At 73.0% G+C, this 24753-nt stretch carries 26 protein-coding genes; 7 read left to right on the top strand and 19 right to left on the bottom strand.

All coding sequences use genetic code 11. The features are described from left to right. Positions 1-29 precede the first annotated feature (29 nt). From ABZW32_RS30845 to ABZW32_RS30790, 12 genes are all read right to left on the bottom strand, one after another. Positions 30-908, bottom strand: a complete 879-nt coding sequence (locus tag ABZW32_RS30845; RefSeq protein WP_356222132.1) for an amino acid ABC transporter permease — start codon at positions 906-908, stop codon at positions 30-32. Beyond that, positions 905-1549, bottom strand: a complete 645-nt coding sequence (locus tag ABZW32_RS30840) for an amino acid ABC transporter permease (protein ID WP_356222129.1) — start codon at positions 1547-1549, stop codon at positions 905-907. The genes ABZW32_RS30845 and ABZW32_RS30840 overlap by 4 nt, the downstream gene beginning before the upstream one ends. A gap of 16 nt (positions 1550-1565) precedes the next feature. Next, the gene (locus ABZW32_RS30835) at positions 1566-2498 is read right to left on the bottom strand and encodes a glutamate ABC transporter substrate-binding protein (protein ID WP_356222126.1); all 933 of its coding nucleotides are present in this window, start codon (positions 2496-2498) and stop codon (positions 1566-1568) included. Between the two features lie 11 nt (positions 2499-2509). Continuing rightward, on the bottom strand, positions 2510-3253 hold the full coding sequence (locus tag ABZW32_RS30830) for an amino acid ABC transporter ATP-binding protein (protein ID WP_356222123.1): 744 nt from the start codon (positions 3251-3253) through the stop codon (positions 2510-2512). Positions 3254-3379: 126 nt separating this feature from the next. Next, a complete protein-coding gene (locus tag ABZW32_RS30825) occupies positions 3380-3820 on the bottom strand; it encodes a DUF6278 family protein (RefSeq protein WP_356222121.1) in 441 nt (146 codons plus the stop codon). An 80-nt stretch (positions 3821-3900) separates the two neighbouring features. Continuing rightward, the gene (locus ABZW32_RS30820) at positions 3901-4680 is read right to left on the bottom strand and encodes an exodeoxyribonuclease III (protein ID WP_356222119.1); all 780 of its coding nucleotides are present in this window, start codon (positions 4678-4680) and stop codon (positions 3901-3903) included. A gap of 30 nt (positions 4681-4710) precedes the next feature. Further along, a complete protein-coding gene (locus ABZW32_RS30815; RefSeq protein ID WP_356222116.1) occupies positions 4711-5343 on the bottom strand; it encodes an MBL fold metallo-hydrolase in 633 nt (210 codons plus the stop codon). A gap of 39 nt (positions 5344-5382) precedes the next feature. Next, positions 5383-5988, bottom strand: a complete 606-nt coding sequence (locus ABZW32_RS30810) for a hypothetical protein (protein ID WP_356222113.1) — start codon at positions 5986-5988, stop codon at positions 5383-5385. Beyond that, positions 5985-7157: an ROK family glucokinase gene (locus ABZW32_RS30805; RefSeq protein ID WP_356222111.1), complete on the bottom strand. Its 1173-nt coding sequence runs from the start codon at positions 7155-7157 to the stop codon at positions 5985-5987. Before ABZW32_RS30805 ends, ABZW32_RS30810 begins: the two co-directional genes overlap by 4 nt. Continuing rightward, the gene (locus tag ABZW32_RS30800; protein ID WP_356222108.1) at positions 7154-8074 is read right to left on the bottom strand and encodes an ATP-binding cassette domain-containing protein; all 921 of its coding nucleotides are present in this window, start codon (positions 8072-8074) and stop codon (positions 7154-7156) included. Before ABZW32_RS30800 ends, ABZW32_RS30805 begins: the two co-directional genes overlap by 4 nt. Further along, positions 8041-9078, bottom strand: coding sequence for an ABC transporter permease (locus ABZW32_RS30795; protein ID WP_356222105.1), 1038 nt, complete (start codon positions 9076-9078; stop codon positions 8041-8043). The genes ABZW32_RS30800 and ABZW32_RS30795 overlap by 34 nt, the downstream gene beginning before the upstream one ends. Continuing rightward, positions 9075-10055 carry a sugar ABC transporter substrate-binding protein gene (locus ABZW32_RS30790; RefSeq protein WP_356222102.1) on the bottom strand — a complete coding sequence of 327 codons (981 nt, stop codon included), beginning with the start codon at positions 10053-10055 and terminating at the stop codon, positions 9075-9077. The genes ABZW32_RS30795 and ABZW32_RS30790 overlap by 4 nt, the downstream gene beginning before the upstream one ends. 214 nt (positions 10056-10269) lie before the next feature. Between ABZW32_RS30790 and ABZW32_RS30785 the strand changes: the two genes are divergently transcribed. Further along, positions 10270-11274, top strand: coding sequence for a Gfo/Idh/MocA family oxidoreductase (locus ABZW32_RS30785; RefSeq protein WP_356222099.1), 1005 nt, complete (start codon positions 10270-10272; stop codon positions 11272-11274). A gap of 65 nt (positions 11275-11339) precedes the next feature. Here ABZW32_RS30785 and ABZW32_RS30780 read toward each other — a convergent pair whose 3' ends face one another. The 4 genes from ABZW32_RS30780 to allB all read right to left on the bottom strand — a co-directional run bounded on the left by ABZW32_RS30780 (position 11340) and on the right by allB (position 15684). Next, positions 11340-12260, bottom strand: a complete 921-nt coding sequence (locus ABZW32_RS30780; protein WP_356222096.1) for a DMT family transporter — start codon at positions 12258-12260, stop codon at positions 11340-11342. Between the two features lie 118 nt (positions 12261-12378). After that, positions 12379-12996, bottom strand: coding sequence for a dihydrofolate reductase family protein (locus ABZW32_RS30775; RefSeq protein ID WP_356222093.1), 618 nt, complete (start codon positions 12994-12996; stop codon positions 12379-12381). Between the two features lie 229 nt (positions 12997-13225). Then, entirely contained in the window at positions 13226-14338 is a 1113-nt protein-coding gene (alc, locus tag ABZW32_RS30770; RefSeq protein WP_345198184.1) for an allantoicase, read from the bottom strand. A gap of 2 nt (positions 14339-14340) precedes the next feature. Further along, positions 14341-15684, bottom strand: a complete 1344-nt coding sequence (gene allB, locus ABZW32_RS30765; RefSeq protein WP_356222090.1) for an allantoinase AllB — start codon at positions 15682-15684, stop codon at positions 14341-14343. Between the two features lie 326 nt (positions 15685-16010). On the opposite strand from allB, the gene ABZW32_RS30760 reads away from it, so the two are divergent. Further along, a complete protein-coding gene (locus ABZW32_RS30760) occupies positions 16011-16814 on the top strand; it encodes an IclR family transcriptional regulator (RefSeq protein ID WP_266843628.1) in 804 nt (267 codons plus the stop codon). A 105-nt stretch (positions 16815-16919) separates the two neighbouring features. Continuing rightward, positions 16920-18488, top strand: a complete 1569-nt coding sequence (locus ABZW32_RS30755) for a hypothetical protein (protein WP_356222087.1) — start codon at positions 16920-16922, stop codon at positions 18486-18488. 27 nt (positions 18489-18515) lie between these two features. On the opposite strand, the gene ABZW32_RS30750 is transcribed toward ABZW32_RS30755, so the two are convergent. Both ABZW32_RS30750 and ABZW32_RS30745 read right to left on the bottom strand, forming a co-directional pair. Then, positions 18516-19208 carry an ABC transporter ATP-binding protein gene (locus ABZW32_RS30750; protein ID WP_356222084.1) on the bottom strand — a complete coding sequence of 231 codons (693 nt, stop codon included), beginning with the start codon at positions 19206-19208 and terminating at the stop codon, positions 18516-18518. Then, positions 19205-20293, bottom strand: a complete 1089-nt coding sequence (locus ABZW32_RS30745; RefSeq protein WP_356222082.1) for an ABC transporter permease — start codon at positions 20291-20293, stop codon at positions 19205-19207. The genes ABZW32_RS30750 and ABZW32_RS30745 overlap by 4 nt, the downstream gene beginning before the upstream one ends. Before the next feature lie 242 nt (positions 20294-20535). Between ABZW32_RS30745 and ABZW32_RS30740 the strand changes: the two genes are divergently transcribed. The 3 genes from ABZW32_RS30740 to ABZW32_RS30730 all read left to right on the top strand — a co-directional run bounded on the left by ABZW32_RS30740 (position 20536) and on the right by ABZW32_RS30730 (position 22889). After that, a complete protein-coding gene (locus ABZW32_RS30740) occupies positions 20536-21675 on the top strand; it encodes a sensor histidine kinase (RefSeq protein ID WP_356222163.1) in 1140 nt (379 codons plus the stop codon). Further along, positions 21672-22301, top strand: a complete 630-nt coding sequence (locus tag ABZW32_RS30735; RefSeq protein WP_266843620.1) for a response regulator transcription factor — start codon at positions 21672-21674, stop codon at positions 22299-22301. Before ABZW32_RS30740 ends, ABZW32_RS30735 begins: the two co-directional genes overlap by 4 nt. Before the next feature lie 117 nt (positions 22302-22418). After that, entirely contained in the window at positions 22419-22889 is a 471-nt protein-coding gene (locus ABZW32_RS30730) for a hypothetical protein (protein ID WP_356222079.1), read from the top strand. 8 nt (positions 22890-22897) lie between these two features. Here the strand turns inward: ABZW32_RS30730 and ABZW32_RS30725 are convergent, their stop codons facing one another. Next, entirely contained in the window at positions 22898-24385 is a 1488-nt protein-coding gene (locus tag ABZW32_RS30725) for a PLP-dependent aminotransferase family protein (RefSeq protein ID WP_356222077.1), read from the bottom strand. 88 nt (positions 24386-24473) lie between these two features. On the opposite strand from ABZW32_RS30725, the gene ABZW32_RS30720 reads away from it, so the two are divergent. Further along, positions 24474-24701, top strand: a complete 228-nt coding sequence (locus tag ABZW32_RS30720; protein WP_356222074.1) for a hypothetical protein — start codon at positions 24474-24476, stop codon at positions 24699-24701. Positions 24702-24753 lie beyond the last annotated feature (52 nt).

The following is a 24753-nucleotide window of genomic DNA, read 5'->3' as shown; positions in this document are numbered from 1 at the left end:
ACGGCTGCCCGCCGGGGCGGGGCGGATCCTCACCGCCCCGGCAGCACCGTCTCGGGCTCCGCGGGGGCGACTTCGACGGCCGCGGTCTTCGGGCTGCGCCGCTCCCGCCGGGCCACCCAGGTGGCGAACCAGGACAGCAGCATGCACATCCCGATGTAGATGGGCGAGATGATCATCACCACGGGGATGAACGGCAGGTCGTAGTCGAGGTTCGAGGCGATCAGCTTGCCCGCGTGCAGGAACTCCTCGTAGGTGATCAGGTAGCCGAGCGAGGTGTCCTTCAGCGCCACCACCAGCTGGCTGATGATCGTGGGCAGCATCGCGCGGACGGCCTGCGGGGCCAGCACGAAGGTCATGACCTGCGTCTTGCGCATGCCGAGGGCGTACGCCGCCTCGCGCTGGCCCTTCTCCACGGAGTTGATGCCCGTACGGAAGACCTCGGCGAGCACCGATCCGTTGTACAGGGTCAGCCCCGCCACCAGCGCGGGCAGCGGCTGCGCCTTGAGCGCGACGAAGATGAAGAAGATCATCACCAGGACCGGCATGGCCCGGAAGAACTCCACGAACAGCGTCGCCGCCCAGCGCACGGGCCGGTGCACCGAGAGCCGGCCGGCGCCGAGCACCGCGCCGAGCAGGAGCGAGAGCACCGAGGCGTAGGCGAAGGCCTTGAGGGTGTTGCCCAGCCCCCGCAGGAGCAGCTCCTGGATGCCCTTGTAGGTGAAGGGGCTCCACTTGGCGGCGGTGAACTGCGCGGTGTCGAAGAGCAGGTAGAGGATCCAGGCCAGCAGCCCGAGGATCACCACCGTCGAGACGATCCCGTAGACGAGGTGCCGGCGCCGGGTGCGGGGGCCGGGCAGGTCGTAGAGGGCCGTGGACTCCAGGTCCCCGTGGAGCGCGTGCGCGGTCATCGGGCGACTCCGTAGCGCTTCTCCAACACGTGGAAGAGCGCGCTGATGGACAGGGTGATGATCAGGTACCCCACGGCGATCCAGACGAAGGTCCAGATGATGTTGTAACCCAGTTCGCTCAGCGTCTTGTACGTGCCCAGCAGCTCGTTCACGCTGAAGGCGCCGGCGATCGCGGAGTTCTTCGCGAGGGCGATCAGCGTGGAGCCGATGGGCGGGATCACGGACCGGAAGGCCTGCGGCAGCACCACCGTGCCCAGCGTCTGCCCGAAGGACATCCCCAGGCTGCGGGCCGCCTCGCCCTGGCCCTTGGGCACCGTGTTGATGCCCGATCGCAGCACCTCGCAGATGAAGGCGGAGGTGTAGCAGCCCAGCGCCAGGACGGCGAAGACCTGGAAGGGCAGCACCAGCCCGAAGCGGGGCAGACCGAGCAGCACCGCGAAGAAGAGCAGGGTGAGCGGGGTGTTGCGCAGCACGTTCACCCAGACCGTGCCGAAGACCCGGAAGGAACCCACGGGCGCGACCCGGAAGGAGGCCATCACGAAGCCCAGGACCAGGGCGAGGAGGGAGCCGTAGAAGGTCAGCTGGACGGTGCCCCAGAAGCCCTTCCCGTAGAGCGCGAAGTTCTCGGTGAGTACGTTCATGGCGGTGGCTCTCCCCTCAGCTCGCCGGGTAGCGGTCGATGGGCGGTGGTGTCGGAGCGGGCTTTCCGGAGAGGCCGAGCGTGGCCTCGTAGGCCTTCTTCCAGTCGCCGTTCTTCTCGTGCTCGGCCAGCGCGCCGTCGATGGCGAGGCGCAGGGCGGTGTCGGAGCGCGGCACGCCGATGCCGTACGGCTCGCGGGAGAAGGGTTCGCCGACCACCTTGAGCTCGTCGGGGACCTTGGCGGCGTATCCGAGGAGGATGGAGTCGTCGGTGGAGACGGCGTCGACCTGGTAGGTCAGCAGGTTGTCCACGCAGACCGAGTAGGTGTCGTAGGAGACGAGGACCGCCTCCGGGTGCTCCTTCTGGAGCCGTTGGTAGGGCGTGGAGCCGGTGGCCGAGCAGACCCTCTTGCCCGCGAGGTCCCCGGGGCCCTTGATGTCCTGCTCGTCCTTGCGGACCAGCAGGGACTGGCCGGCCATGAAGTAGGGGCCGGCGAAGCCGACCTGCTTCTTGCGGTTGTCGTTGATCGTGTAGGTGCCCACGTAGTAGTCGATCTGGCCGTTCTGGAGGGCGGTCTCGCGGTTGGCGGAGGAGATGGTCTTGAACTCGATGGTCTTGGGGTCGAAGCCGAGGGAGGCGGAGATCATCTTGGCGATCTCGATGTCGAACCCGGAGTAGGTCCCGCGCGCGGGGTCCTTCTCCCCCATGTACGGCTGGTCCTCCTTGGCCCCGACCACGAGGTGGCCGCGCTTCTTCGCCCGCTCCCAGGTGGGGGAGTCGGGGAGCTGGAAGCCGGTGGCCACCTTGTACACGGGCAGGTCCTCGGGCTGCGGACCCTTGACCGGAGGGCTGCCGCTCCTGCCGCAGGCGGTGGCCGCGAGGAGGGCCAGGATCAGGACGAGGGCGCGCAGGACGTGCGGGGTGCGCGCGCGGTGGGGGGTGTGTCGCATCGGGCCGCCCCTCAGTGCTTGAGGATCTTGGAGAGGAAGTCCCGGGCCCGCTCGCTCTCGGGTGCGGTGAAGAACTCCTCCGGGGTGCGGTCCTCGACGATCCTTCCGTCGGCCATGAAGACGACGCGGTTGGCGGCGGAGCGGGCGAAGCCCATCTCGTGCGTGACGACGACCATCGTCATGCCCTCGGCCGCGAGCTGCTGCATGACCTCCAGCACCTCGTTGATCATCTCCGGGTCGAGCGCCGAGGTGGGCTCGTCGAAGAGGAGGGCCTTGGGGCTCATGGCCAGGGCCCGGGCGATGGCCACGCGCTGCTGCTGGCCGCCGGAGAGCTGAGCGGGGTACTTCTCGGCCTGGTCAGCGAGGCCGACCCGCTCCAGGAGTTCCCGGGAGCGCTTGTCCGCCTCCTCCTTCCCGCGCTTCCTGACCTTCGTCTGCGCGAGGGAGACGTTGGCGAGGACCGTCTTGTGCGCGAAGAGGTTGAAGGACTGGAAGACCATCCCGACCTCGGCGCGCAGCCGGGCCAGCTCCTTGCCCTCGGCGGGCAGGGGCCGGCCGTCGAGGGTGATCGTGCCGGACTCGATGGTCTCCAGCCGGTTGATGGTCCGGCAGAGGGTGGACTTGCCGGAACCGGAGGGGCCGATGATCACCACCACCTCCCCGCGGCCGACGGTGAGGTCGATGTTCCGCAGGACGTGCAACTGCCCGTAGTGCTTGTTGACGTCCCGCAGCTCGATCAACGGATCGACGGCCATACGCTGCCCTGCCCACTTGTCGGTGTGTCGAGGTCAGCGCAAACTATCCAGCCGCCGGAGGGGCTTCACCGCGACACGCCTAAAGGGGACATAAAGCGCATGGGTGCTTCAGTCCCACGGGGTGGATCAGCCCTCGGAGGCCTCCGCATACGCCTGGCTGAGTTCCGGGGAACCGGTCATCGCCCAGGACACCCCCGACTCGACCACGTCGAGCTCCCGCCCCGAGGCGAGCCGGATCACGGGCCGGCCGTTGGGCCACGACTGCCAGGCGGCTCCCCGCAGGGTGCGGACGATCACGGTGCCGAGGTAGAACCCGGCGTCGCTGCCCAGCCACGGGACGGCCTCGGGGTCCCGTCGCCAGCGGGGCATCAGCTGGTCCAGGGCCTCCAAGGAGGCCGGGGTCTGGTCGAGTTCGAGCCCGGCCGCCCTCGCCTGCGCACGCAGCATCTCGCACTCCGAGAACAACTCGGCGACGCCCTCGGGGTGATCCGCGAGGGCGGCGGCGAGTCCCGCACCCTGTTCCGTTTCGTGCCGGTTCAGCCAGTTGGCCAGGAAAGGGATGTTCATACCGCCCAGCCTGGCACCAGGATCCCCGGCCGGCCACAGGGCGCGCCTTGATCCCTCGCCCGGTTCGCACCGGGCAGGGGCTACAGGTCCAGGTCGACGACGACCGGGGCGTGGTCCGACGCGCCCTTGCCCTTGCGCTCCTCGCGGTCGACGTAGGCGTCCTTGACGGCCTTGGCGAAGGGCTCGTTCCCGTAGACGAGGTCGATGCGCATGCCCTTGTTCTTGGGGAAGGCGAGCATCCGGTAGTCCCAGAAGGTGTACGGGCGGTCGTACTTGAGGGCGCGCGGGAAGACGTCGGAGAGACCGGCCGCGCGCAGGGTCTCCAGGGCGGCCCGCTCGGCGGGGGTGACGTGGGTGAGGCCCTCGAAGACCGCCGGGTCGTACACGTCCTCGTCGGTCGGCGCGACGTTGAAGTCGCCGAGCACGGCGAACGGGCGCGGTCCGGCCGCGTCTTCGGCGACGGCGCCCGCCAGGGCGCGGAACCACTCCAGCTTGTAGCCGTAGTGGTCGTGCTCGACCTCGCGGCCGTTGGGTACGTACACGGACCAGACGCGGACGCCGCCGCAGGTCGCGGAGATGGCGCGGGGCTCCTGCACGCCCTCGTAGTCCGGGCCGCCGGGCAGCCCCGTGACGACGTCCTCCAGGCCGACCCGGGAGAGCAGGGCCACGCCGTTCCACCGGCCGGTGGCGTTGACGGCCGACTCGTAGCCCAGCTCGCGCAGCTCGGCGGCGGGGAACTGCTCCGCCGAGCACTTGGTCTCCTGGATGCAGAGCACGTCGGTGCCGGAGGTCTCCAGCCAGGCCAGCAGGCGCGGCAGCCGGGCGGTGATCGAGTTGACGTTGAACGTGGCGATACGCATGCCGTCAAACCTACCGCCCGGCACCGACAGTCAGAGCGCGGCGCTCTCGCCCGCCCCGAGGCGGCGGTGGGGGGCTCCGCCGAGGTTGTCCAGGGCCGTGTCGTAGATCGGCCGGGCGATGTCCGCGAGGTAGGCGTCGTGGATGTCGATCGCCTGGCGGGGCTTGACCTCGCGGACGTAGTCGATCACTTCGGCGATCTTGTTCCAGGGGGCGTGCACCGGGAGCATCAGCGTGTCGACGGGAGCGTCCGGGACGGTCAGGGCGTCCCCCGGGTGGAAGAGGGAGCCGTCCACGAGGAAGCCCACGTTGGCGACCCTCGGGACGTCCGGATGGATCACGGCGTGCAGCTCGCCGTGCACCCGGACCTCGAAGCCGGCGGCCTCGAAGGCGTCCCCGTGCCCCACGGCGTGCACCCGGCCGGGATAGGCGGCGGACAGCTTCTCGGCGACGCTGCGCGCGGTCCACAGCTGCGCCGCCGGGTTCGCGTCGAGGGCGGCGCGGATCCGGCCCTCCTCGAAGTGGTCCGGGTGTTCGTGGGTGACCAGCAGGACGTCGGCGCCGAGGCCCGCGTCCGCTTCGCTGAAGGCGCCCGGGTCGATGACGAGCGTGCGCCCGTCCTTCTCCAACTGGACGCAGGAGTGCAGCCGTTTGGTGAGCTTCATGGGCCCACCCTAGATCCCGTGGATCCCGTGGACGACGATCTACGGGACGGTGGTGGAGACCACGTAGACGCGCGGGGCGCGCGGATTGGCGAAGTCGACGGTGATGTCCCTGGTGGGGCGCGGGTCGTCCGCCTCCACCGTGACCCCGGACCACTTGTGCTTCGGGCTCCAGCTCCAGCCCGCGACCTTGGCGTCGCGTTCGGAGACCGACACGCCGGGGGTGAGGGCGGCCCGGCTGGTGCCGACGTCGGCGAGGAAGGAGTCCAGCGCCTTCGGCGTGACCTGGAACTGGACGTACAGCCGGCTGGTGTGCCAGTTGTTGGTCTCCAGGTAGCCGACCGAGGAGGCCCCCGAGTCGGGGATCGGGACCTCGTAGATGCTGCGCTGCACCGTGGACGGCCAGTCCGGGCGGACCTTGACCGCTCCGACCCGGGCCGCCTTGTCCTTGCCGCTGGCGCGGCTCTGCTGGGCGGAGACGGCGAGGTAGCCCGCCGGGACGCCGACGAGCAGCAGGATGATGAGCGCGGTGATCCAGCGGCGCCGGACCGTCTCGCGGCGGCTCCCGCGTTCCCCGGGGGCGGGCGGGCGGTGGTCCTCCGCCTCGGGGGCGGACGCCTGTCTGGGCAGGGAGGTGGGCGGTGTCACTGCTGGTCCTTGGGTTCCGGGGGCGGTGTCGGGCCCGTGGCGGTGCGCAGACCGAACTGCGCGTAGCGCTCGTACCGCTCGACGCGCCGGCGCGTGGCGCGGCGGAAGCGGCGGGCGACGAGCCGGGCGAGGTCGGCGGCCCCGACCATGCCCGCCTCGGGGCCGAGCTGGGCCTTGGCGATGCGCGCCTCGGGGCGGTAGCCGCGGCCGGTGAGGTGGCGGCGGAAGGCGTCCCGGGCGGGTCCGATGAGGAGGTCGTCGGCAGCGCTGACCCCACCGCCGATGACGAAGCAGGAGGGGTCGAGGGCGGCGGCGAGGTTGGCGATGCCCACGCCGAGCCACTGGCCGATGTCCTGGAGGAGCTCCACGCACATGGCGTCGCCCTCGCGGGCCAGCTCGGTGATCAGCGGTCCGGTGATCTCGTGGACGTTGCCGCCGACCCGGGCGATGATGTTGTACGCGACCGGCGAGTCGGCGGCGGCCAGCTCGCGGGCCTCGCGGACGAGGGCGTTGCCGGAGCTGTACTGCTCCCAGCAGCCGCGGTTGCCGCAGGGGCAGCGGTGGCCGCCCGGGACGACCTGCATGTGGCCGAACTCTCCCGCCACCCCGTAGCGGCCGCGCTTGACCTGCCCGCCCTCCAGGATGGCCCCGCCGATGCCGGTGCCCAGGGTGATCATGACCAGGTGGTCCTCGCCGCGGCCCGCGCCGAAGCGCCATTCCGCCCAGGCGGCGGTGTTGGCATCGTTGTCGACCATGACCGGGACCGCGAGGCGGGACTGGAGGGCGTCGCGCAGCGGCTCGTCGCGCCAGGCCAGGTGCGGGGCGAAGAGCACGCGGGAGCGGTCGGCGTCGACCCAGCCGGCGGCTCCGATGCCCACCGCGTGCACGTCGTGCCGGTCGGAGAGGTCCAGGACCAGCTCGACGATGGTGTCCTCGACGACCTTGGGGCTCTTGGACTTGTCGGGGGTCTCGGTGCGGATCTTCTCCAGGATGACCCCGTCGGCGTCGACGACGCCGGCCATCACCTTGGTGCCGCCGATGTCGATGCCGACGGTCGGGACGCGCGGGGCGGTCAGCAGCGAGCGGCGCTCCCGCGTCCCGATGGTCCGCAGGACGGTGCCCCGCGCCGCGCCCCGGTGGGAGAGCGCGAAGTCCCGGTACGTGCTCATCGAGTCGTGTCGTCCCTGTCGGAGGCGGTGTCGGATGGGGGGCCGGCGGGGGTGCCGTCCGAGGTGTCCCGTCCTGATTCTGCCACCCGCTCCAGCTCGTGGCTCAGCTCGTCCAGCTCGGAGCCGCCCGCCATCTGCCGGGTGAGCTCGTCCAGGGTGATCGATTCCTTGGTGTGGCTGCCGGCCATGGCGCCGCGCTTGAGGAGGACGAAACGGTCCCCCACCAGGTACGCGTGGTGCGGGTTGTGGGTGATCAGGACCACCCCGAGACCGGCGTCGCGGGCGGCGGCGACGTATTTGAGAACCACGCCGGACTGCTTCACGCCGAGGGCGGCGGTGGGCTCGTCCAGGACGAGCACCTTGGCCCCGAAGTGGACGGCGCGGGCGATGGCCACGCACTGGCGCTCGCCGCCCGAGAGGGTCCCGATGGGCTGGTCGACGTCGCGCAGGTCGATGCCCATGCGCAGCAGCTCGGCGCGGGTGGTCTCGCGCATCAGTTCCACGTCGAGGCGGCGGAAGGGGCCGCGGCCCCTGGTGGGCTCGGAGCCGAGGAAGAAGTTGCGCCAGACCGGCATCAGGGGGACGACGGCGAGGTCCTGGTAGACGGTGGCGATGCCGCGGTCGAGGGCCGCGCGCGGGTTGGCGAGCACGGTCTCCTCCCCCTCGATCTCGAAGGTGCCGGCGTCGTGCCGGTGCAGCCCCGCGATGATCTTGATGAGGGTGGACTTGCCGGCGCCGTTGTCGCCGAGGACGCAGGTGATCTCGCCGGCCGAGACCTCCAGGGAGACGCCCTGGAGGGCGCGGATGTTGCCGTAGTACTTGCTGACGTCGGTCAGCTTCACCAGGGCGGTCCCGGTCTGCGGGCCGGGCGCGGTCTTCGTGGTCACTTGCTCTCCTCCGCCCGCTTGCGGACCCATGCGTTCAGCAGCGTCGCCAGCAGGAGCATGGCGCCGAGGAAGAACTTGAACCAGTCCGGGTTCCACTGGGCGTACACGATGCCGTTGCTGGTCATGCCGAAGATGAAGGCGCCGACGGCCGAGCCGATGGCGGAGCCGTAGCCGCCGGTCATCAGACAGCCGCCGATGACCGCGGCGATGATGTAGAGGAACTCGTTGCCGACGCCCTCCCCCGACTGGACCACGTCGAAGGAGAAGAGGATGTGCTGCCCGGAGATCCAGGCGCACAGGGCGACGCCCATGTAGAGGCCGATGCGGGTCTTGACCACGGGGACGCCGGTGGCGCGGGCCGCGTCGGCCCCGCCGCCCACGGCGAAGATCCAGTTACCGGCGCGGGTGCGCAGCAGGATCCACGTGGCGACCGCGACCAGGGCGAACCACCACAGGATGGTGACCTTCAGGGTGACCGAGCCGATGTTCCACTGCGAGGCGAACAGGGCCCGCGCCGAGGAGAACCCCTCCATGTCGGCGATGGTCTTGGTGGAGACCGAGCCGCTGATCAGCTTGGTGAAGCCGAGGTTCAGGCCGGTGAGCATGAGGAACGTGCCGAGCGTGATGATGAAGCTCGGGAGCCTGGTGCGGGTCAGCATGAAGCCGTTGAAGAAGCCGATGGCCAGGGTGACCAGCAGGGACACCCCGACGCCGACCCACACGTTGGCGGTCATCTGGTAGCTGAACATCGAGCTGACCAGTGCCGAGGTGGTGACCATGACGCCGGCCGAGAGGTCGAACTCGCCGCCGATCATCAGCAAGGCCACCGGGCAGGCCATGATCCCGATGGTGGAGGCCGAGTACAGGATCGTGCTCAGGCTGGAGGCCTGGAGGAAGCTGGGGGCGGCGAAGGAGAAGAAGACGAAGACGGCGGCGGCCCCGACGACGGCGCCCAGCTCGGGGCGGGCGAGGAGCTTCTTGAGGTGCGAGGCCGGCGCGAGCCGTTCGTCGGCGGTGGTGCTGCCGGCGCTCATCGGCTGCCCCGCTTGATGTACTCCTCCAGCTTGGCGGCCTCGGCCGCGGTGACGATCTGCGGCCCGGTCAGCACGGGCCGGCCGCCGCCGAGGACGTCCGCGTTGTAGCGGTAGAGCCACAGCAGGTCGATCGCCTCGTAGCCCTGGAGGTAGGGCTGCTGGTCCACCGCGAAGCCGAGGGCGCCGGACTTCAGGTCCCGGGCGACGGCCTCGTTGAGGTCGAAGGTGTCGACCTCGGCCTTGCTGCCCGCCGCGTCCTTCGCCTTGACGGCGGTGGCGGCGAAGGGGGCGCCGAGGGTGACGATGGCGTCGATGGAGGGGTCGGCCTGGAGCTTGGCCTGGACGGCGGCCTGGACGGAGGGCATGTTGGTGCCCTCGACGTAGAGGTTCTCCATGCTTCCGCCGAAGGTCTTCTTCGCCCCGGCGCAGCGCTGCTCGTGGCCGACGTTGCCCTGTTCGTGCAGGACGCAGACGGCCTTCTTGCGACCGCGCTTCGTCAGCTCGGTGCCGACCGCCTCGCCCGCGATCGCCTCGTCCTGGCCGATGTGGGTCAGGGCGCCGTACGCGGCCGACTGCTCGGATCCGGAGTTGACCGTGATCACGGGGATGCCCGCCTTGACGGCCTTGCCGAGGACGTCCTTGAGGGCCTCGGGCTTGGCGAGGCTGACCACGATGCCGTCGACCTTCTGGTCGATCGCGTTCTGCACGAACTGGGCCTGCTGCTGCGCCTGGTCGTCGTGCGAGTAGACGAAGTTGATGTTGTCCTTCGCCGCGGCCTCCTTGGCGCCCTTCTGGACGATGTCCCAGAAGGTGTCGCCGTCGCCCGCGTGGGTCACCATCGCGAAGGTCCAGCGCGGCGTGGAGACGGCGGGCCGGCCCGCCCGGTCGGCCTTCGCCCGCTCCTCGGCGCGCTTGCCACCCGTGCTGCTGCAGCCCGAGAGGGAGGCTCCCAGTACCACCGCGAGCACGGCGCCCACGACGCGTACCCCTGTCCGAACCCTAGCCACGTCGCCGTGCCCTTCCCTCGTCATACCCGCCACTGATTCTCAAAGTGGTCATTCCGGTTCCAGCCGCCCAGTATCCGCCACAGTCGACCTTGGGAGCCCATCGGGGCCGTCGCCCCCATCGTGGCCTTCCGCCGACGGAGGCGGGCAGATTGACAGCTCCCCCGGACGGGGCCACGTTGAGTGCATGCGCATCGGGCTCATCGGGACGGGCCGGATCGGCTCCTTCCACGCGGCCGCGCTGGCCCGCCGGCCGGACGCCGGTTCGCTGCTGCTGGCCGACGCCGACCCGGCGCGGGCCGCACGGCTGGCCGACCGGCTGGGTGCGACGGCCGCGCCCTCCGTCGAGCAGGTCTTCACCTGGGGCGTGGACGCGCTGGTGGTGGCCTGCGCCACCGAGGGGCACGCGGAGCTGGTGGTCCGCGCGGTGCGCGGCGGGCTGCCGGTGTTCTGCGAGAAGCCCCTGGCCCCGGACCTGGGCCGCACCCTGGCGGTGCTCCGCGAGGTGGCCGCGGCCCGCGGGGTCCTGCAGCTGGGCTTCATGCGCCGCTTCGACGCGGGCTGCCGCACCGCGCGGGAGCTGGTCCGATCGGGTGCCCTGGGCCGGCTGCACACCGTACGCACGACGACGGCCGATCCCGCTCCGCCGCCCGCCGCGTACCTTGCGACCTCCGGTGGGCTCTACCGGGACTGCATGGTGCACGATTTCGACATGGTGCGCTGGGTGACCGGCCGGGAGGCCGTGGAGGTGTACGCGGTCGGCTCGGACGCGGGACCCGCCGCCTTCCGGGAGAGCGGTGACGTGGACACGGCGGCGGCCTTGCTCACGCTCGACGACGGGACGCTGGTCAGCAGTACCGCCACCCGGTGCAACGGCGCCGGGTACGACGTGCGGATGGAGTTCGCCGGGGAGCTGGACCAGGTCTCCTCCGGGCTGGACGACCGTACGCCGATAGCCTCGACGGAACCGCACGGCCCGCCCCCGGCGAGCAAGCCCTGGGGCGGGTTCCTGGAGCGGTTCGGGCCCGCCTACGAGGCCGAGCTGGGGGCCTTCGTCCAGCTGGTGCGCGGTGAGGGGCCCAATCCCTGCGACGGCCGGGAGGGGCTGGCCGCGTTCCGGATCGCGGAGGCGTGCGAGCGCTCCCGGCGCGAGGGCCGCCCCGTGCGGCTGGAGGAGCTCCCGGATCTCTAGGGCGGGCATGCGGGCCACAGTAGGGCGGTGATCACCCGGCCAGGAGGCGATTCCCGGACATTCGCTCAGGCCGCGGCGCGCCGTCCCCACGCGGTGCCGACCAGGACCAGCGCCGCGCCCGTGAGGCCGAGGGGGCCCGGGTGCTCGCCGCCGAGGGCGATGCCCGCGGCGGCGGCCCACAGGGGTTCGGTGCCCAGGAGCAGGCTGACCCGCGAGGGCGAGGTCCTGCGGACGGCCCACATCTGCACGAAGAAGGCGAAGAGGGTGCACAGGACCGAGAGGAAGGCCAGCCCGGCCCACTGGCCCGGCCCGAAGTCGGCGGCGGCCGCCCAGGGCGAGTCGCCGGTCCCCGGCAGGGCCGCCAGCAGGGCGAAGACCAGGACGGCGCCGCCGAGCTGGACCGTGGTCAGGGAGAGGGCGTCCGCGTCCTGGACGGCCTTGATCCGCGCCATCAGCAGGACGTGCGCGGTGCGGGCGAGGGCGGCGCCGAGGATCAGCAGGTCACCGGCGCCGGGCGCGGTGAACCCGGCGCCCTGGGTGAGCAGCACGACCCCCGCGACGCAGACGGCGGCGGCGCCGAGGAAGGCGGCCGAGGGGGCGGTGCGGCGGACGGCGGACTCGGCGAGCGGGGTGAAGATCATGGTCAGGCTGATGATCAGCCCGGCGTTGGTGGCGGAGGTGTGCACCACCCCGTAGGTCTCCAGCAGGAAGATCCCGCCGAGTACGAGGCCCAGCGCCGCGGCCCCGCGCAGCTGCGCGGGGCTCAGCACCCGCAGCCGCCGCCACCCGGCGAGGACGAGGACGGGCAGCACGAGCGCGAAGCGGAGCACGAGCACCGCGATCACGGTGTGCGGGGCCGTGATCCCCTTGGCCGCGAGGTAGCTGCCGCCCCAGACGACGGCGACGAGCAGCACGGGCAGGTCCGCGAGCCGGGCCCGGCGGGGAGCGAGGGCGGGGGCGGGGGCGGGGGCGGCGAGGGTGGACACCGGGGCGGCTCCGTCGGCGGGAAGGGAGTGGAGACGACGGCGGCTCGCACGATGCGGGCCCACGGTAGCGGAGTCGATCTTCCCGGTCGAACGTTTTGCGGGCCGTCCCCGCGCGGGCTCAGTCCGCGAAGGTGCCGAAGGTGGCGCGGCCCGTCGGCCGGTAGGTGTGGAGGGAGATGCCGGAGCCGGTGGTGCGCGAGGCGGTCTGCGCGAAGGCGGTGGGCAGCCCGCCGGTCGGGAACAGCCGGCGGCCCGTGCCGAGGAAGACGGGGAAGACCAGCAGGTGCAGCTCCTCGACGAGGTCCCGCGCGAGCAGCCACTGCGCCAGCTGTCCGCTGCCGTGCACCTGGAGCTCCCCGTCGGTGGCGTCCTTGGCCCGGACGACCTCCGCCTGGAGGTTCTCGCCGTCCACCACGGTGGTGGGGCTCCAGCCCGGGTCCTTCAGGGTGGTCGAGGCCACGTACTTGGGCAGCCGGTTGAGGCGGCTCGCGACCGGGTCGGCGGGGTCGTCGTGCTGCGGCCAGTACGCGGCGAAGATCTCGTAGGTGCGCCGGCCGAGCAGGAAGGCCCCGGCCCGCGCGAAGACCTCCTGGATGAACTCCCCCATGCCCTCGTCCGCGTACGGCACGACCCAGCCGCCGTACTCGAACCCGTCGCGGGGGTCCTCGTCGGGCCCGCCGGGGGCCTGCATCACGCCGTCGAGGGTGAGGAAGGTGGTGAGGGTCAGCTTTCCCATGGCACTGCGCTCCTTGGGTGTCGGCGCCCGGCCCGTATGCCGTGCACCGGTTCAGACTCCCCCGCCGCCCGGAACTCATCGGTGCGGCGCGCGCGGAGGCGGACCGCGTGTCCGCCGCGGGGGTGCCCGGGAACGCCCGCGGGGCGCACCGCGTGCGGTGCGCCCCGCGGGAGCGTGCTCGCGCCCCGGGGGTGTCGGCCCCCGGGGCGGTCCGTCGGGCGGGGTGGCGTCAGCCGCCCAGCTCCTGGTGACGGGCGGCGTGCGCGGCCGCGCCGGCCTCCGTCAGCGAGCCGAACAGGCGCAGCCGGGAGAAGCCGCCGTCCGGGAAGATGTCGATGCGCACGTGCGTGCCGACCGCCGGGGCGTCGAGCACGAAGCGGTGGTTGGTGTCGGGCTGCAGGCGGGTGCGCGGCAGGAACTCGGTCCACTCGCCCTCCTCGCCCGTCTTGACGGACAGCGAGGCCCAGCCGGCCGAGTTGCCCTTGAGGTAGGCGGTGTCGATCTCGACGGCGCGGATCTCGGACTCGGCGACGAGCTGGTAGCGGATCCAGTCGTTGCCGTTGTCGCGGCGGCGGGCGGTCTCCCAGCCGTCGTCCATCTTGCGGGAGCGGCCCGGGTTGATGGTGTTGGTCGGCGGCGAGTAGAAGCGGTTGGACGCGTCCTCGACCGAGCCGCCGTTCTCCAGGGCGACGACGTCGAAGGTGCCGAGCGCGGCGAGCCACTTCGGGTCGGGGCGGACCTCGCCGTAGACGCGGATGCGGGCGACGCCGCCGTCCGGGTGCTGGTTGAGGCGCAGGTGCGTGAAGCGCTGCTCGACGTCGACCTCGAAGCCGTTGGCCGCGTGGCCGCCGACGGGGGTGCGCTCGACGAGGGTCGTCCACTTGACGTCCTCGGACAGCAGTTCCTCGGCGGTCGGCGAGCCGGGTACCGAGGCGGCCTGGACGGACACGGCCTGCGGCATGTTGCCGCGGAAGTGGGCGGTGTCCACGACGATGCCGCGGATGACGCCGGGGGCGCCGAGGCGGATCAGCGCGAAGTCGTGGTCCTCGGCGGTCGGCCAGGGCTGCTCGGCGGAGACGCCGCGGCGGCGGCGGGTCTCCCAGCCGTCCATGACCTTGCCCTTGTGACCGAAGTGCTCGGGGTCGAAGTGCGGGGCCTCGGCGATGAGGAGGTTCTCGCGCTCGGCGAAGAACTCGTCGTTGGCGGCGATGACACCGGCGCCCAGCTCGCGGGCGGCGAGGTTCGCGTACTGGGTGAAGGAGAAGTCCGCGGTGCGGTAGTCCGCGTACGGGTCGCCGCCCCCGTACGGGTTCGCGTTACCGGTGAAGGAAGGAATCGCCACTGTCAGTTCTGCCTTTCAAGGAGGAGGCCCGTGGGCTCGGTCGGGGTGCCGTGGTCGGCGATCTGCGTACCGCGCAGCCAGGTGGACTTCACGACGCCGTGCAGGGTCTTGCCCGCGTACGCCGTGACCTGGTTGCGGTGGTGCAGGTGCGCCGGGTCCACGGTGAAGGTCTCTTCGGGGGCCAGGACGGCGAAGTCGGCGTCGCGGCCGGCCTCGATGGCGCCCTTGGCGGCCAGTCCGGCGAGTGCGGCCGGGGCGGTGGACATCCAGCGCACGACCTCTTCGAGGGTGCGTCCGCGCTTCCTCGCCTCGGTCCAGATGGCCGGCAGGCCCAGCTGGAGGGAGGAGATGCCGCCCCAGGCGGTGGCGAAGTCGCCGGTCTTCAGGTCCGCGGTGGAGGGCGAGTGGTCGGAGACGATGCAGTCGATGGTGCCGTCGGCGAGCGCGTCCCACAGGACGTCCTGGTTGGCGGCCTCGCGGATCGGCGGGCAGCACTTGAACTCGGTGGCGCCGTCGGGGACTTCCTCGGCGGTGAGGGTGAGGAAGTGCGGGCAGGACTCGACCGTGATCCGGACGCCCTCGGCCTTGGCCGCGGCGATCAGGGGCAGCGCGGAGGCGGAGGACAGGTGCAGGACGTGCACGCGGGCGTTCAGCCGCTTCGCCTGGGCGATCAGGTTGTGGATCGCGGTGTTCTCGGCGTCCTGGGGGCGGGAGGCGAGGAAGTCGGCGTACTTGGGGCCCGGGTTCTGCGGGGCGGACTCCAGGTGGTGCGGGTCCTCGGCGTGCACGATCAGCAGGCCGCCGAAGCCGGTGATCTCGGCGAGCGAGGTCGCCAGCTGCTCCTGGTCCAGCAGCGGGAACTCGTCCACGCCCGAGGGCGACAGGAAGCACTTGAAGCCGTAGACGCCGGCGTCGTGCAGCGGGCGCAGGTCCTTGACGTTGTCCGGCAGGGCGCCGCCCCAGAAGCCGACGTCCACGTGGGCCTTGGTGCGGGCGACCTCCTGCTTGACGCGGAGGTGGTCGACCGTGGTGGTCGGCGGGAGGGAGTTGAGCGGCATGTCGAGGATGGTGGTGATGCCGCCGGCGGCGGCCGCGCGGGTCGCCGTCCAGAAGCCCTCCCACTCGGTGCGGCCGGGGTCGTTGACGTGAACGTGGGTGTCCACCAGACCGGGGAGCAGGACGTCGTCGCCGAAGTCCTCCAGCCGGGCTCCGGCCGGTACTTGGGCGTCGTGTCCGAGCACGGCCGTGATCTTCCCGCCGGCGACGGCCACCGAGGCGGCACGCGTCCCCTCGGGGGTGATGACGCGCGTCGAGCGCAGTACCAGTTCCACAGCCACGTCGGCCACCGGAACCTCCCCATCTACTTCCACAGAGCGAAATTCAACGTTCTGTTGACGGAGTCTTCACCCCGATCGGGGGCCAGTCAAGAGTCGCCGGACGGACCACCCAGCCCGACAAGCCGCAATTGGATGTTTCCACAGGATGGAATTAAGATTTCACTATCCAGAATGTAGCTACCACCACCGGATGCGGGGAAGGTAACTTCCCGAGGACGTCCGCCACCGGACAAACCCCCTCTGACCGGCGGGGACGGCCAGGCCCCGGCTCTAGGGCCGACGCCGACCGACCGGTAGGCTGCTTCCTTGCCTGCCAGCACCGAAAGGACCGCGCCGTGCCGACGTCCAGCGCCAGCACCACCGACGCTTCCGCCAAGCCCACCGCCGCCAGCGGTGGCGTCCAGTCCCTTGAGCGCGCCTTCGATCTGCTCGAACGCATGGCCGATGCCGGGGGTGAGGTCGGCCTCAGCGAGCTCTCCGCCGCCAGCGGACTGCCGCTGCCGACCATCCACCGCCTGATGCGCACCCTCGTCGCGTGCGGCTACGTGCGCCAGCAGACCAATCGACGGTACTCCCTCGGGCCCCGGCTGATCCGCCTCGGCGAGTCCGCCTCGCGGCTCCTGGGCACCTGGGCCCGCCCCTACCTCGCCCGGCTGGTCGAGGAGACCGGCGAGACGGCGAACATGGCCCTGCTCGACGGCGACGAGATCGTCTACGTCGCCCAGGTGCCGTCCAAGCACTCCATGCGCATGTTCACCGAGGTCGGCCGCCGCGTGCTGCCGCACTCCACCGGCGTGGGCAAGGCGCTGCTCGCCCACACCCCCGCCGACGAGGTGCGCGCCCTGCTGGCCCGCACCGGGATGCCGGCCGCGACCGAGAAGACCATCACCACCCCCGAGGGCTTCCTGGAGGCCCTGGAGCAGGTCCGCGCGGTGGGCTACGCGGTCGACGACAACGAGCAGGAAATAGGGGTCCGCTGCCTGGCCGTGTCGGTGCCGAACTCGCCGACCGCCGCCGCGATCTCCATCTCGGGTCCGGCGGGGCGCGTCACCGAGGCGGTGGCGGAGTCCTTCGTGCCGATCCTGCAGGGCGTGGCCGCCGAGCTGTCGGTGGCCCTGCAGAGCCAGAACCCGGCCTGACCGGCCCCGCGGGGAGGCCGACCCGCCCGCACGGCCCCGGACGTCCCGAGCGCGTACCCGCGCGAGGGGCCACCGGGGCCTTCGTGGAATGAGTACGGTCTGCTCATGCACAGCATCGCGGTGGAGCAGCAGCGGGGGCACGTACTCCTCATAGCCGGGGACGCCGTCGTGCGCCGCCGCGCCGTCCAGGTCGCGCCGAGCGCCAATCTGGCCGCGCTCGGCGTGGTGCCCGTACCGGTGCTGCTGGACAGCCAGGTCCCCAGCGACACCACCTACCTGGACGGGGCCCGCGACCCGAACACCGTGCTGACGCGGCTGCGGACGGCGGCCGCCACACCGGGCCCGCTGCTGGTCTACCTGTCGGGGCGGCTGACCGTCGACCGCCGCGGCCGGCGGCTGCACCTGTGCCTGGCGGGGACCACGGCGGCCAGCGTCCGCCACACCGGCCTGCCGTGGGAATGGCTGGGCTCCGAGCTGCGCGAGAGGCCGCCCGGCCTGACCACCGTGCTGCTGGACCTCGCCGCGGACAAGGCCGCCTGGCCACTGCTCCAGGAGTACGGCAGCCTGCCCGCCCCGCCCTCCGTCGAGGTGTACGGGGTGGTGGCGCCCCCGGGGTTCGCGGGCGGCGGCAACGGGGTGAGCGGCTACACGCGGCAGTGGATCGAGCAGCTGCGCAGCAGCCCCGGGAGACCGGACAACCTGCGGCTGCACGCCCTCGCGGTGGGCGGCGCGGCGCTCCCGCCGGGCACCCTCGTCCTGCCGACGGCCCGCGAACTCGCCGCCCGCCCGGCGGAGGGCCCGGGGCGGGCCGGGTACGCGGAGGGCCCGGAGCAGGGCGGGGCCGGGGCCGCGCACGGGCACAGCCTCGCACCGGGATGGAAGGGCCCGCCCGGCCACACCCCGGAGCCCGAACGGGAAGCCGCGTACGGGCACGGCACGGAGCCCGGACGGGAAGCCGCCTACGGCCACGCCCCGGAGCCCGAACGGGGACCCGCATACGGCCACGGCACGGAACCCGGACGGGAAGCCACGTACCGGCACGGCACGGAACCCGAACAGGAAGCCACGTACGGCCACGCCCCGGAGCCCGGACGGGGACCCGCCTCCGGGCACGGCACGGTCGCCGCGCCGGAGGGCGTACCGGAGGGTGGGCCCCGGCGCGGCCGGGAGGGCGGTGCGGACGGGGAGCGGGACGGTGTCCTCGCGGTCCCCGGGGACGGCGCCCGGGACCTTCCGGGCGGCGGGCGCGATCCCCGGCCGCACATCCACGCGCTGGCCACCGCCGGCCGGCACCCGGAGGCGGACGCCCTCGCGCGGGCGTGGGAGGCGCACGTCCTGCGGGCGTACGGGCCCGCCTCGCCGGAGGCGATCCACTGGGCGGAGATCCGCGCCGACCTCGCCCGCATGGCGGGAGACTTCCGGCTCGCGACCCGGCTGTGGACCGGGGTCGGGCTGACCCGGCTGGCCCGCCAGTCCCCCGACGCCCCCGAGGTCGAGGGCGCCGCCGCGGGCGCCCTGTACTGCTGGACCCAGCTCAAGGACCGGGCGGCGGCCGCCGAGGCGGGCCCGGAGCTCCTGCGGCTCCTGCGGGCCCTGCCCTCGCTCGACCCCCGCCACCTGGAGCTGGCCGGCCAGCGCCTCGAACTCCTGCGCGCCACCCCGATCGGCCGCTGAGCAACGGCCGCGCGGCGGTGCCTGCGGCTACGCCGCGGCGACCGGGTCCGGGCTCTGGACCAGGCGGCCGTCCGTGATGGTCGCGGCGCTGTCCATCCGGTCCAGGTGGGCGTGGTCGTGCGTGACCAGCACCGTGGCGGTGGACCGCTCGCGCGTGAGGGTGACCAGCAGGTCGAGCACGGCCGCGCCGCGCTCGTGGTCCAGGGCGCTGGTGGGCTCGTCGACCAGCAGCACGGTGGGCTCGTTCATCAGCGCGCGGGCGATGTTGACGCGCTGGCGCTGGCCGCCCGAGAGCTGGTGGGGCCGCCGGTCGGCCTTGTCCGCCAGGCCGACCGCGTCCAGCAGCTCCACGGCCCTGCGGCGCAGCTCGCGCGGGGGCCGGCCGGAGAGGTGGGCCATCACCTGGAGCTGTTCGACGGCCGTCAGCGAGGCCAGCAGGTTCGGCTGCTGGAAGACGATGCCGATCTTCTCGCGGCGCAGGGCCGACTTCTCCGCGGCACCCATCCGGGTGGTCTCCCGGCCCGCGACGACGACCGCGCCGGAGTCCGGGGTGACCAGGGTGGCGGCGACGGCCAGCAGGCTGGACTTGCCGGAGCCGGACGGCCCCACGATCGCGGTCAGGGTCCCGGCCGGAACCTCCAGGGACACGTGGTCGAGGGCCGTGAGGCGGCCGTCGCCGTCGGGGTAGGTGAGCGTGACGTCGTGGACGAGGAGGGTCATCGGGCGCTCCCGAGGGCGGTCAGCGGGTCTACGGCGGTGATCCGCCGGATGGACAGGGCCGCGCCCAGCACCCCGAGCGCGATCATGATCGCGGCGGGCACGAGGACGGTCGCGGGGTCGAGGACGAAGGGCACGTCGCCCCCGCTGATCAGCGCGCCGAAGCCGGCGGCCAGCGCGGTCCCGGCGCCGGTGCCGATCGCCAGCATCACCACCGCCTGCCCCAGGGCGTCCTTCAGCAGGTACGGGGTGGAGGCTCCCAGCGCCTTGAGCACGGCGATGTCGCCGCTGCGCTGGATCGTCCAGACGGTGAAGAAGGCTCCTATGACCAGCGCGGAGATGACGAAGAGGAAGCCGCGCATCAGCTGGAGCGAGCCGTTCTCGGCCTGGTAGGACCCTATGGCACCCAGTGCCTCGTCGATGGTCTGCGTCACGGTGCCGGTGGCCCGGTCGCCCGCGGCCCAGTCCACGGCGCCGGAGCCGTCGAGGGCCAGGACGGTGGCGACGGTTTCGAGGGAGGTGCCGGGGTTCCCGACGCGCTGCCAGTCGTTCAGGTCCATCCACACCACCGGGGTGTGGCTGTAGGCGGCGGTACCGGACACGGCGGCCACGGTCAGCTCCAGCGGGCCGACCTTCAGCCTGGCGCCCGCGGTGAGCCCGCCCAGTTCCCGGGCGGCCTTCTCGGTGAGGACCACCTTCCCCTGGCCGAGCCCCGCCCCGGCGGGCGCGAGCCGGCCGGTGGACTCGACGCCGAAGACGGAGACGGCGGCGGTCCGCTCGCCCGAGACGGCGTTGGTGGTGCGGATGCCGAGCGGATCGGCAGCCGTCACGCCGGGCCTGGCGCGCCAGTCGCGCCAGGAGCTCTCGGGCAGCTGGGAGCCGGTGAAGGAGACCTTCTGGTCCCCGGGAGGCGCGGCGAAGGCCAGTCGGGTGGCGGGCAGGCCGGTGATGGCCGAGATGTTCTGCCGGGCCAGGCCGGACGTGAGCCCGGACAACAGGCCGACCAGCAGCGTGATCAGTAGTACGACCGAGCCCATGAGGGCGAAGCGGCCCTTGGCGAACCGTAGATCTCTCCATGCGACGAACATGTCCCCCACCTTGGTCTTCCACCTGGGCACCGGGCATCGCGCCACGGTAGGGATCCTGGTATCGAAGGTGGCATCCCGACATCGAACTTTTGGTTGACCGGGGGCCCGGGCCGTCGACTTACGCTGGTCGGGCCATGTCTGTCACTTCCCGCGCCCGCGACCGCGCCGACGCCCGTGCCCCCGCCGGTGCGCGCCCCGGCGCCGGCTTCCGCTCCCCGACCCCCGTCTCCCGCGTCCTGCGGATGTGCCTGCACGCCCTGCTGGCGGGGCTGCTCGCGCTGGCCGCCGGGCGGGCCGTCGCCGACTCCGCGCCGGAGGCCGGGTGGGTGGTCGGCGTCTGCGCGCTGCTGGCCGTCGTCTACGCGGCCGGGGTGCTGGTCCCCGCCGTGGGGCGCTCCACGCGTGCCTCGGCGCTGTGGCTGGCCTCCCTGGCCGCCGTGTGGGTGGCGCTGCTGGCGGTGTCCCCGGAGGGGCTGTGGATCGCCTTCCCGCTGTACTTCCTGGAGCTGCACCTGCTGCGACGGCCCTGGGGCATCGCCGCCGTCGTGGTGACCGCCTGCGCGGCGATCGGCGGGTTCCTGGCGCACAGCGGCGCGGTGACCCCGGGGGCCTTCCTCGGGCCGCTGCTGGGCGGGGCGGTGGCGGTGGCCACCGTACTGGGCTACCAGGCGCTGTACCGGGAGAGCGAGCGCCGCCGCGAGCTGATCGAGGAGCTGATCACCACCCGTGCCGAGCTGGCCGTCGCCGAGCGGGGCGCGGGGATCCTGGCCGAGCGCGAGCGGCTCGCCCGGGAGATCCACGACACGCTCGCCCAGGGCCTGTCCTCCATCCAGCTGCTGCTGCGGGCGGCCGAGCGGACGCTCCCGCCGGACGCGCCGGCCACCGAGCACATCGCCCGGGCCCGCGAGGCCGCGCAGGAGAACCTCGCCGAGGCGCGTCGCTTCGTACGGGCCCTGACGCCCCCCGACCTGGAGCACGGCTCCCTGGCGGGGGCGCTGGAGCGGCTCTGCTCGGGGGCACCGGGCCCGCTCGTGCGGTTCTCGGTGAGCGGCACGCCCCGGGAGCTGCCCACCCCCTACGAGGTGGCGCTGCTGCGGATCGCGCAGTCGGCGCTGGCCAATGTGGTGCGGCACGCGGGGGCCGGACGCGCCGGGATCACCCTGACCTTCATGGACACCTCGGTCACCCTGGACGTGGTCGACGACGGGCGGGGCTTCGACCCGGCCTCGGCGTCCGCGGCCGCCTCGGACGGGGGCGGCTTCGGTCTGCCGGCTATGCGCGCCCGGGCCGAGACGCTGGGCGGGCTGTTCACCGTCGAGTCCGCACCGGGCCAGGGCACCGCCGTGGCCGTCACCCTGCCGTTGCCCGTGGAGGCACCGTGACCATCCGTCTCCTGCTCGCCGACGACCACCCGGTGGTGCGGGCCGGGCTGCGGGCCGTGCTGGACACCGAACCGGACTTCGCGGTGGTCGCCGAGGCCGCGACGGCGGAGCGGGCCGTGGAGCTGGCCGCGTCCGAGCCGGTGGACGTGGTGCTGATGGACCTCCAGTTCGGGGCCGGGATGCACGGCTCGGCGGCCACGGCGGCGATCACGGCGCGGCCCGGCGGCCCCCGGGTGCTGGTCCTGACCACCTACGACACGGACGCGGACATCCTGGCCGCCGTCGAGGCGGGCGCCTCCGGCTACCTGTTGAAGGACGCCCCGCCGGAGGAGCTGGCGGCGGCGGTCCGCACGGCCGCGGCCGGCCAGTCGGCACTGGCCCCGGCGGTGGCCCTGCGGCTGATGGACCGCATGCGCACCCCGGCGGAGGCGCTCACGAAGCGGGAACTGGAGGTGCTCCAGCTGGTCGCGGACGGGCTCTCGAACCTGCAGATCTCCAAGAAGCTGTTCCTCAGCCAGGCCACGGTCAAGTCCCACCTGGTGCACATCTACGCCAAGCTCGGCGTGGACTCCCGCACCTCGGCGGTCGCGGCGGCCGCGACCCGCCGCCTGATCCGTACGCCGTAGGGGACCGCGCAAGGGGGCTGTCCCCCGCCCCGTCCCACCGGCCGGCAGGCGGGTGCCCGCCGGGGTGGCGGGGCGAGCATCGGGGGGTCGCCGTACCCGACCCGGAAGCGAGCCCCGATGTACACCACCGCAGCGCGCCCGACCGCCTCCACTGCTCCCCGGGAGGTCCGGGGCGCGTACGCGCTGTGGCTCACCGCCGTCGGCGCGGGGGCGTTCGAGACCGTCCTCGCCGTCGGCCGGATGGCGCTGGACGGCACGGGCTCCGCCGGGGAGATCGGCGTCGGCCTGGCGGTCCGCCTCGTCGTCTTCACCGCCGCCGTGTTCGCCGCCCTGCGGATGCGCGGCGGCGCCCGGTGGGCCCGGATCGCCCTCGCGGTGGGCCTGGGCGTGCTGGGGACCGCCTCGATGGTCCTGCAGCCCCTCGGGTACCTGCTCGACGGCGGCTCGCCCGTCGACGCGTTGGCCCGGGCGGGCGCGCTCGACCTGCTCTTCGGAGCGAGCCGGGCCCTGCACGTGGGGGCGGTCCTGACGGCCGTGGCCCTGATGTTCCGGCCGGCGTCGAACGCGTACTTCCGAGGACGCCGGTAGCCGGTCCGCTACGCCACCCAGTACGGGCGCTCCACCCCCGGGGCCAGCGGCACCCCTTCGTGGAAGGCCTGCGCGAGGAGGCGTACGCCCTGGTCGAGGCGGTCCGCCGGCAGGGTGTACGGGATCCGCAGGCGGTGCTCGAAGGTGCCCGGGTCCACGCCGAAGCGGGCGCCGCGGCCTATGTGCACGCCCGCGGCGGCGGCCCGTTCCGCGAGCGCGGAGCTGACGGGTTCGCCGAGGTCGACCCAGAGCGACAGGCCGCCGGGCGGCAGCCGCCAGGACCATTCGGGGGTGTGCCGCTGGAGGGACTGGGCCAGGGCCGCGCGCTGGATCCGCAGCTGTGCGAGCCGGGCCGGCAGGGTCCGGTCCAGCCGCTCCATCAGGGGCAGGGCGACCACCTGGTCGAGCACGGAGCCGGTCATGTCGGCGGACACCCGGACGGCCGCCAGCTCGGTGACCAGTTTGGCGGTGGCCCGGATCCAGCCGACCCGCAGGCCGCCCCAGTGGGTCTTGCTGAGCGAGCCGATGGTGATCACGTGGTCGGCGCCGGCGCGCCCGCCGAGGGAGGCCAGCGGCGCGGGCGCGGGCACGTCCAGCGCGATGTCGGCGATGGTCTCGTCGACCACCAGCCAGGTGCCGGCGGCCCGGGTCGCGGCGAGCAGCCGCAGCCGCTGCGGCTCGGGCATCAGGGCGCCCGTCGGATTGTGGAAGTCGGGGATCACGTACGCGAGCCTGGGCACGGTCTGTCCCAGGGTGGACTCGGCGACGTCCATGTCCCAGCCCCGGTCGGAGACGGCGAAGGAGCCGGTGCGCAGCCGTGCGTGGCGCAGGGCGTCGAGGGCGTTGGCGTAGGTCGGGTTCTCGGTGACCACCCGGTCACCGGGACGGCAGAGCAGGCTGATGACCAGGGCGAAGGCCTGCTGGGCCCCGGCCGTGACCAGGATCTGCTCGGGGCGGGTGGGCAGGCCGCGCCGGGTGAAGCGGTCCGCTACGGCCTCGCGGAGGTCGGGCAGGCCGAAGGGGTGGTAGCCGGGGTTGCGGGCGAGTGCGGGCAGCCGGGGCGCGGCCCAGGCCAGGGCTTCGGTGAGGCTGCCCTCGGGGGCGCCCATGGCGGCGATGGCGAGGTCGATGCCGGGGTCTCCGTCGGCGTTGAAGCCGCCCGCGCCGACGATGGCGTGGGCGCCGATCGGGCGGTGGCCGTCGGGGAGCTCGGTCCAGGTGCCGGAGCCGCGGCGGCTGCGGACGTAGCCGCTCTCGCGGAGCAGGTCGTAGGCGGCGGTGACGGTGGCGCGGCTGGCTCCGACCCCTTCGGCCAGCTCGCGCTCGGCGGGCAGCCGCACGTGCAGGGCGATCCGGCCGTCGAGGATCAGGGTGCGCAGGGCGTCGGCGAGGGAGCGGTAGCCGGGGCGGGCCCGCACCTCGGCCGGGAGCATCGCCGCGAGCTGGCGGCTGCCGATCATCCTGTCCGCCGTCTGGACCACTCGCCCGTATGCCATGCCAACCTCCCCCGATTGGCTCTGCCTGCCAGGCCAATCGAGGTCCAGACTCGCCGTATTGGCCCGCGATTGGCAAGGAGAAGCCATCATGGCGTACGAGGTGCTCACCGACCGTGACGAACGGGCCCTGCTGCTGCGCACCGAGGACCGGATCTCCCGGCCGCTGCGGATCGGGGCGGCCCTGGCCGCCGTGGGCGCCCTCCTGGGACGGCGGCCGCGCGGCGCGGGCGAGGAGCGAGAATCGCAGCCATGTCAGCAGAAACAGAGCAGGACCCCCGCCGCGGCGGCCGCCCCGGCCGTTCCCCGGCCCCACTGAGCGGCGCGGAGGGTGCGGGCGCGGCGGCGGTGGTCGCCGGTCTGCTCCTGGC

Origin of the sequence: Streptomyces sp. NPDC004667 (genome assembly GCF_040609475.1) — a bacterium.
GTDB lineage: Bacteria > Actinomycetota > Actinomycetes > Streptomycetales > Streptomycetaceae > Streptomyces.
This window is presented reverse-complemented; position numbering and strand designations above follow the sequence as displayed.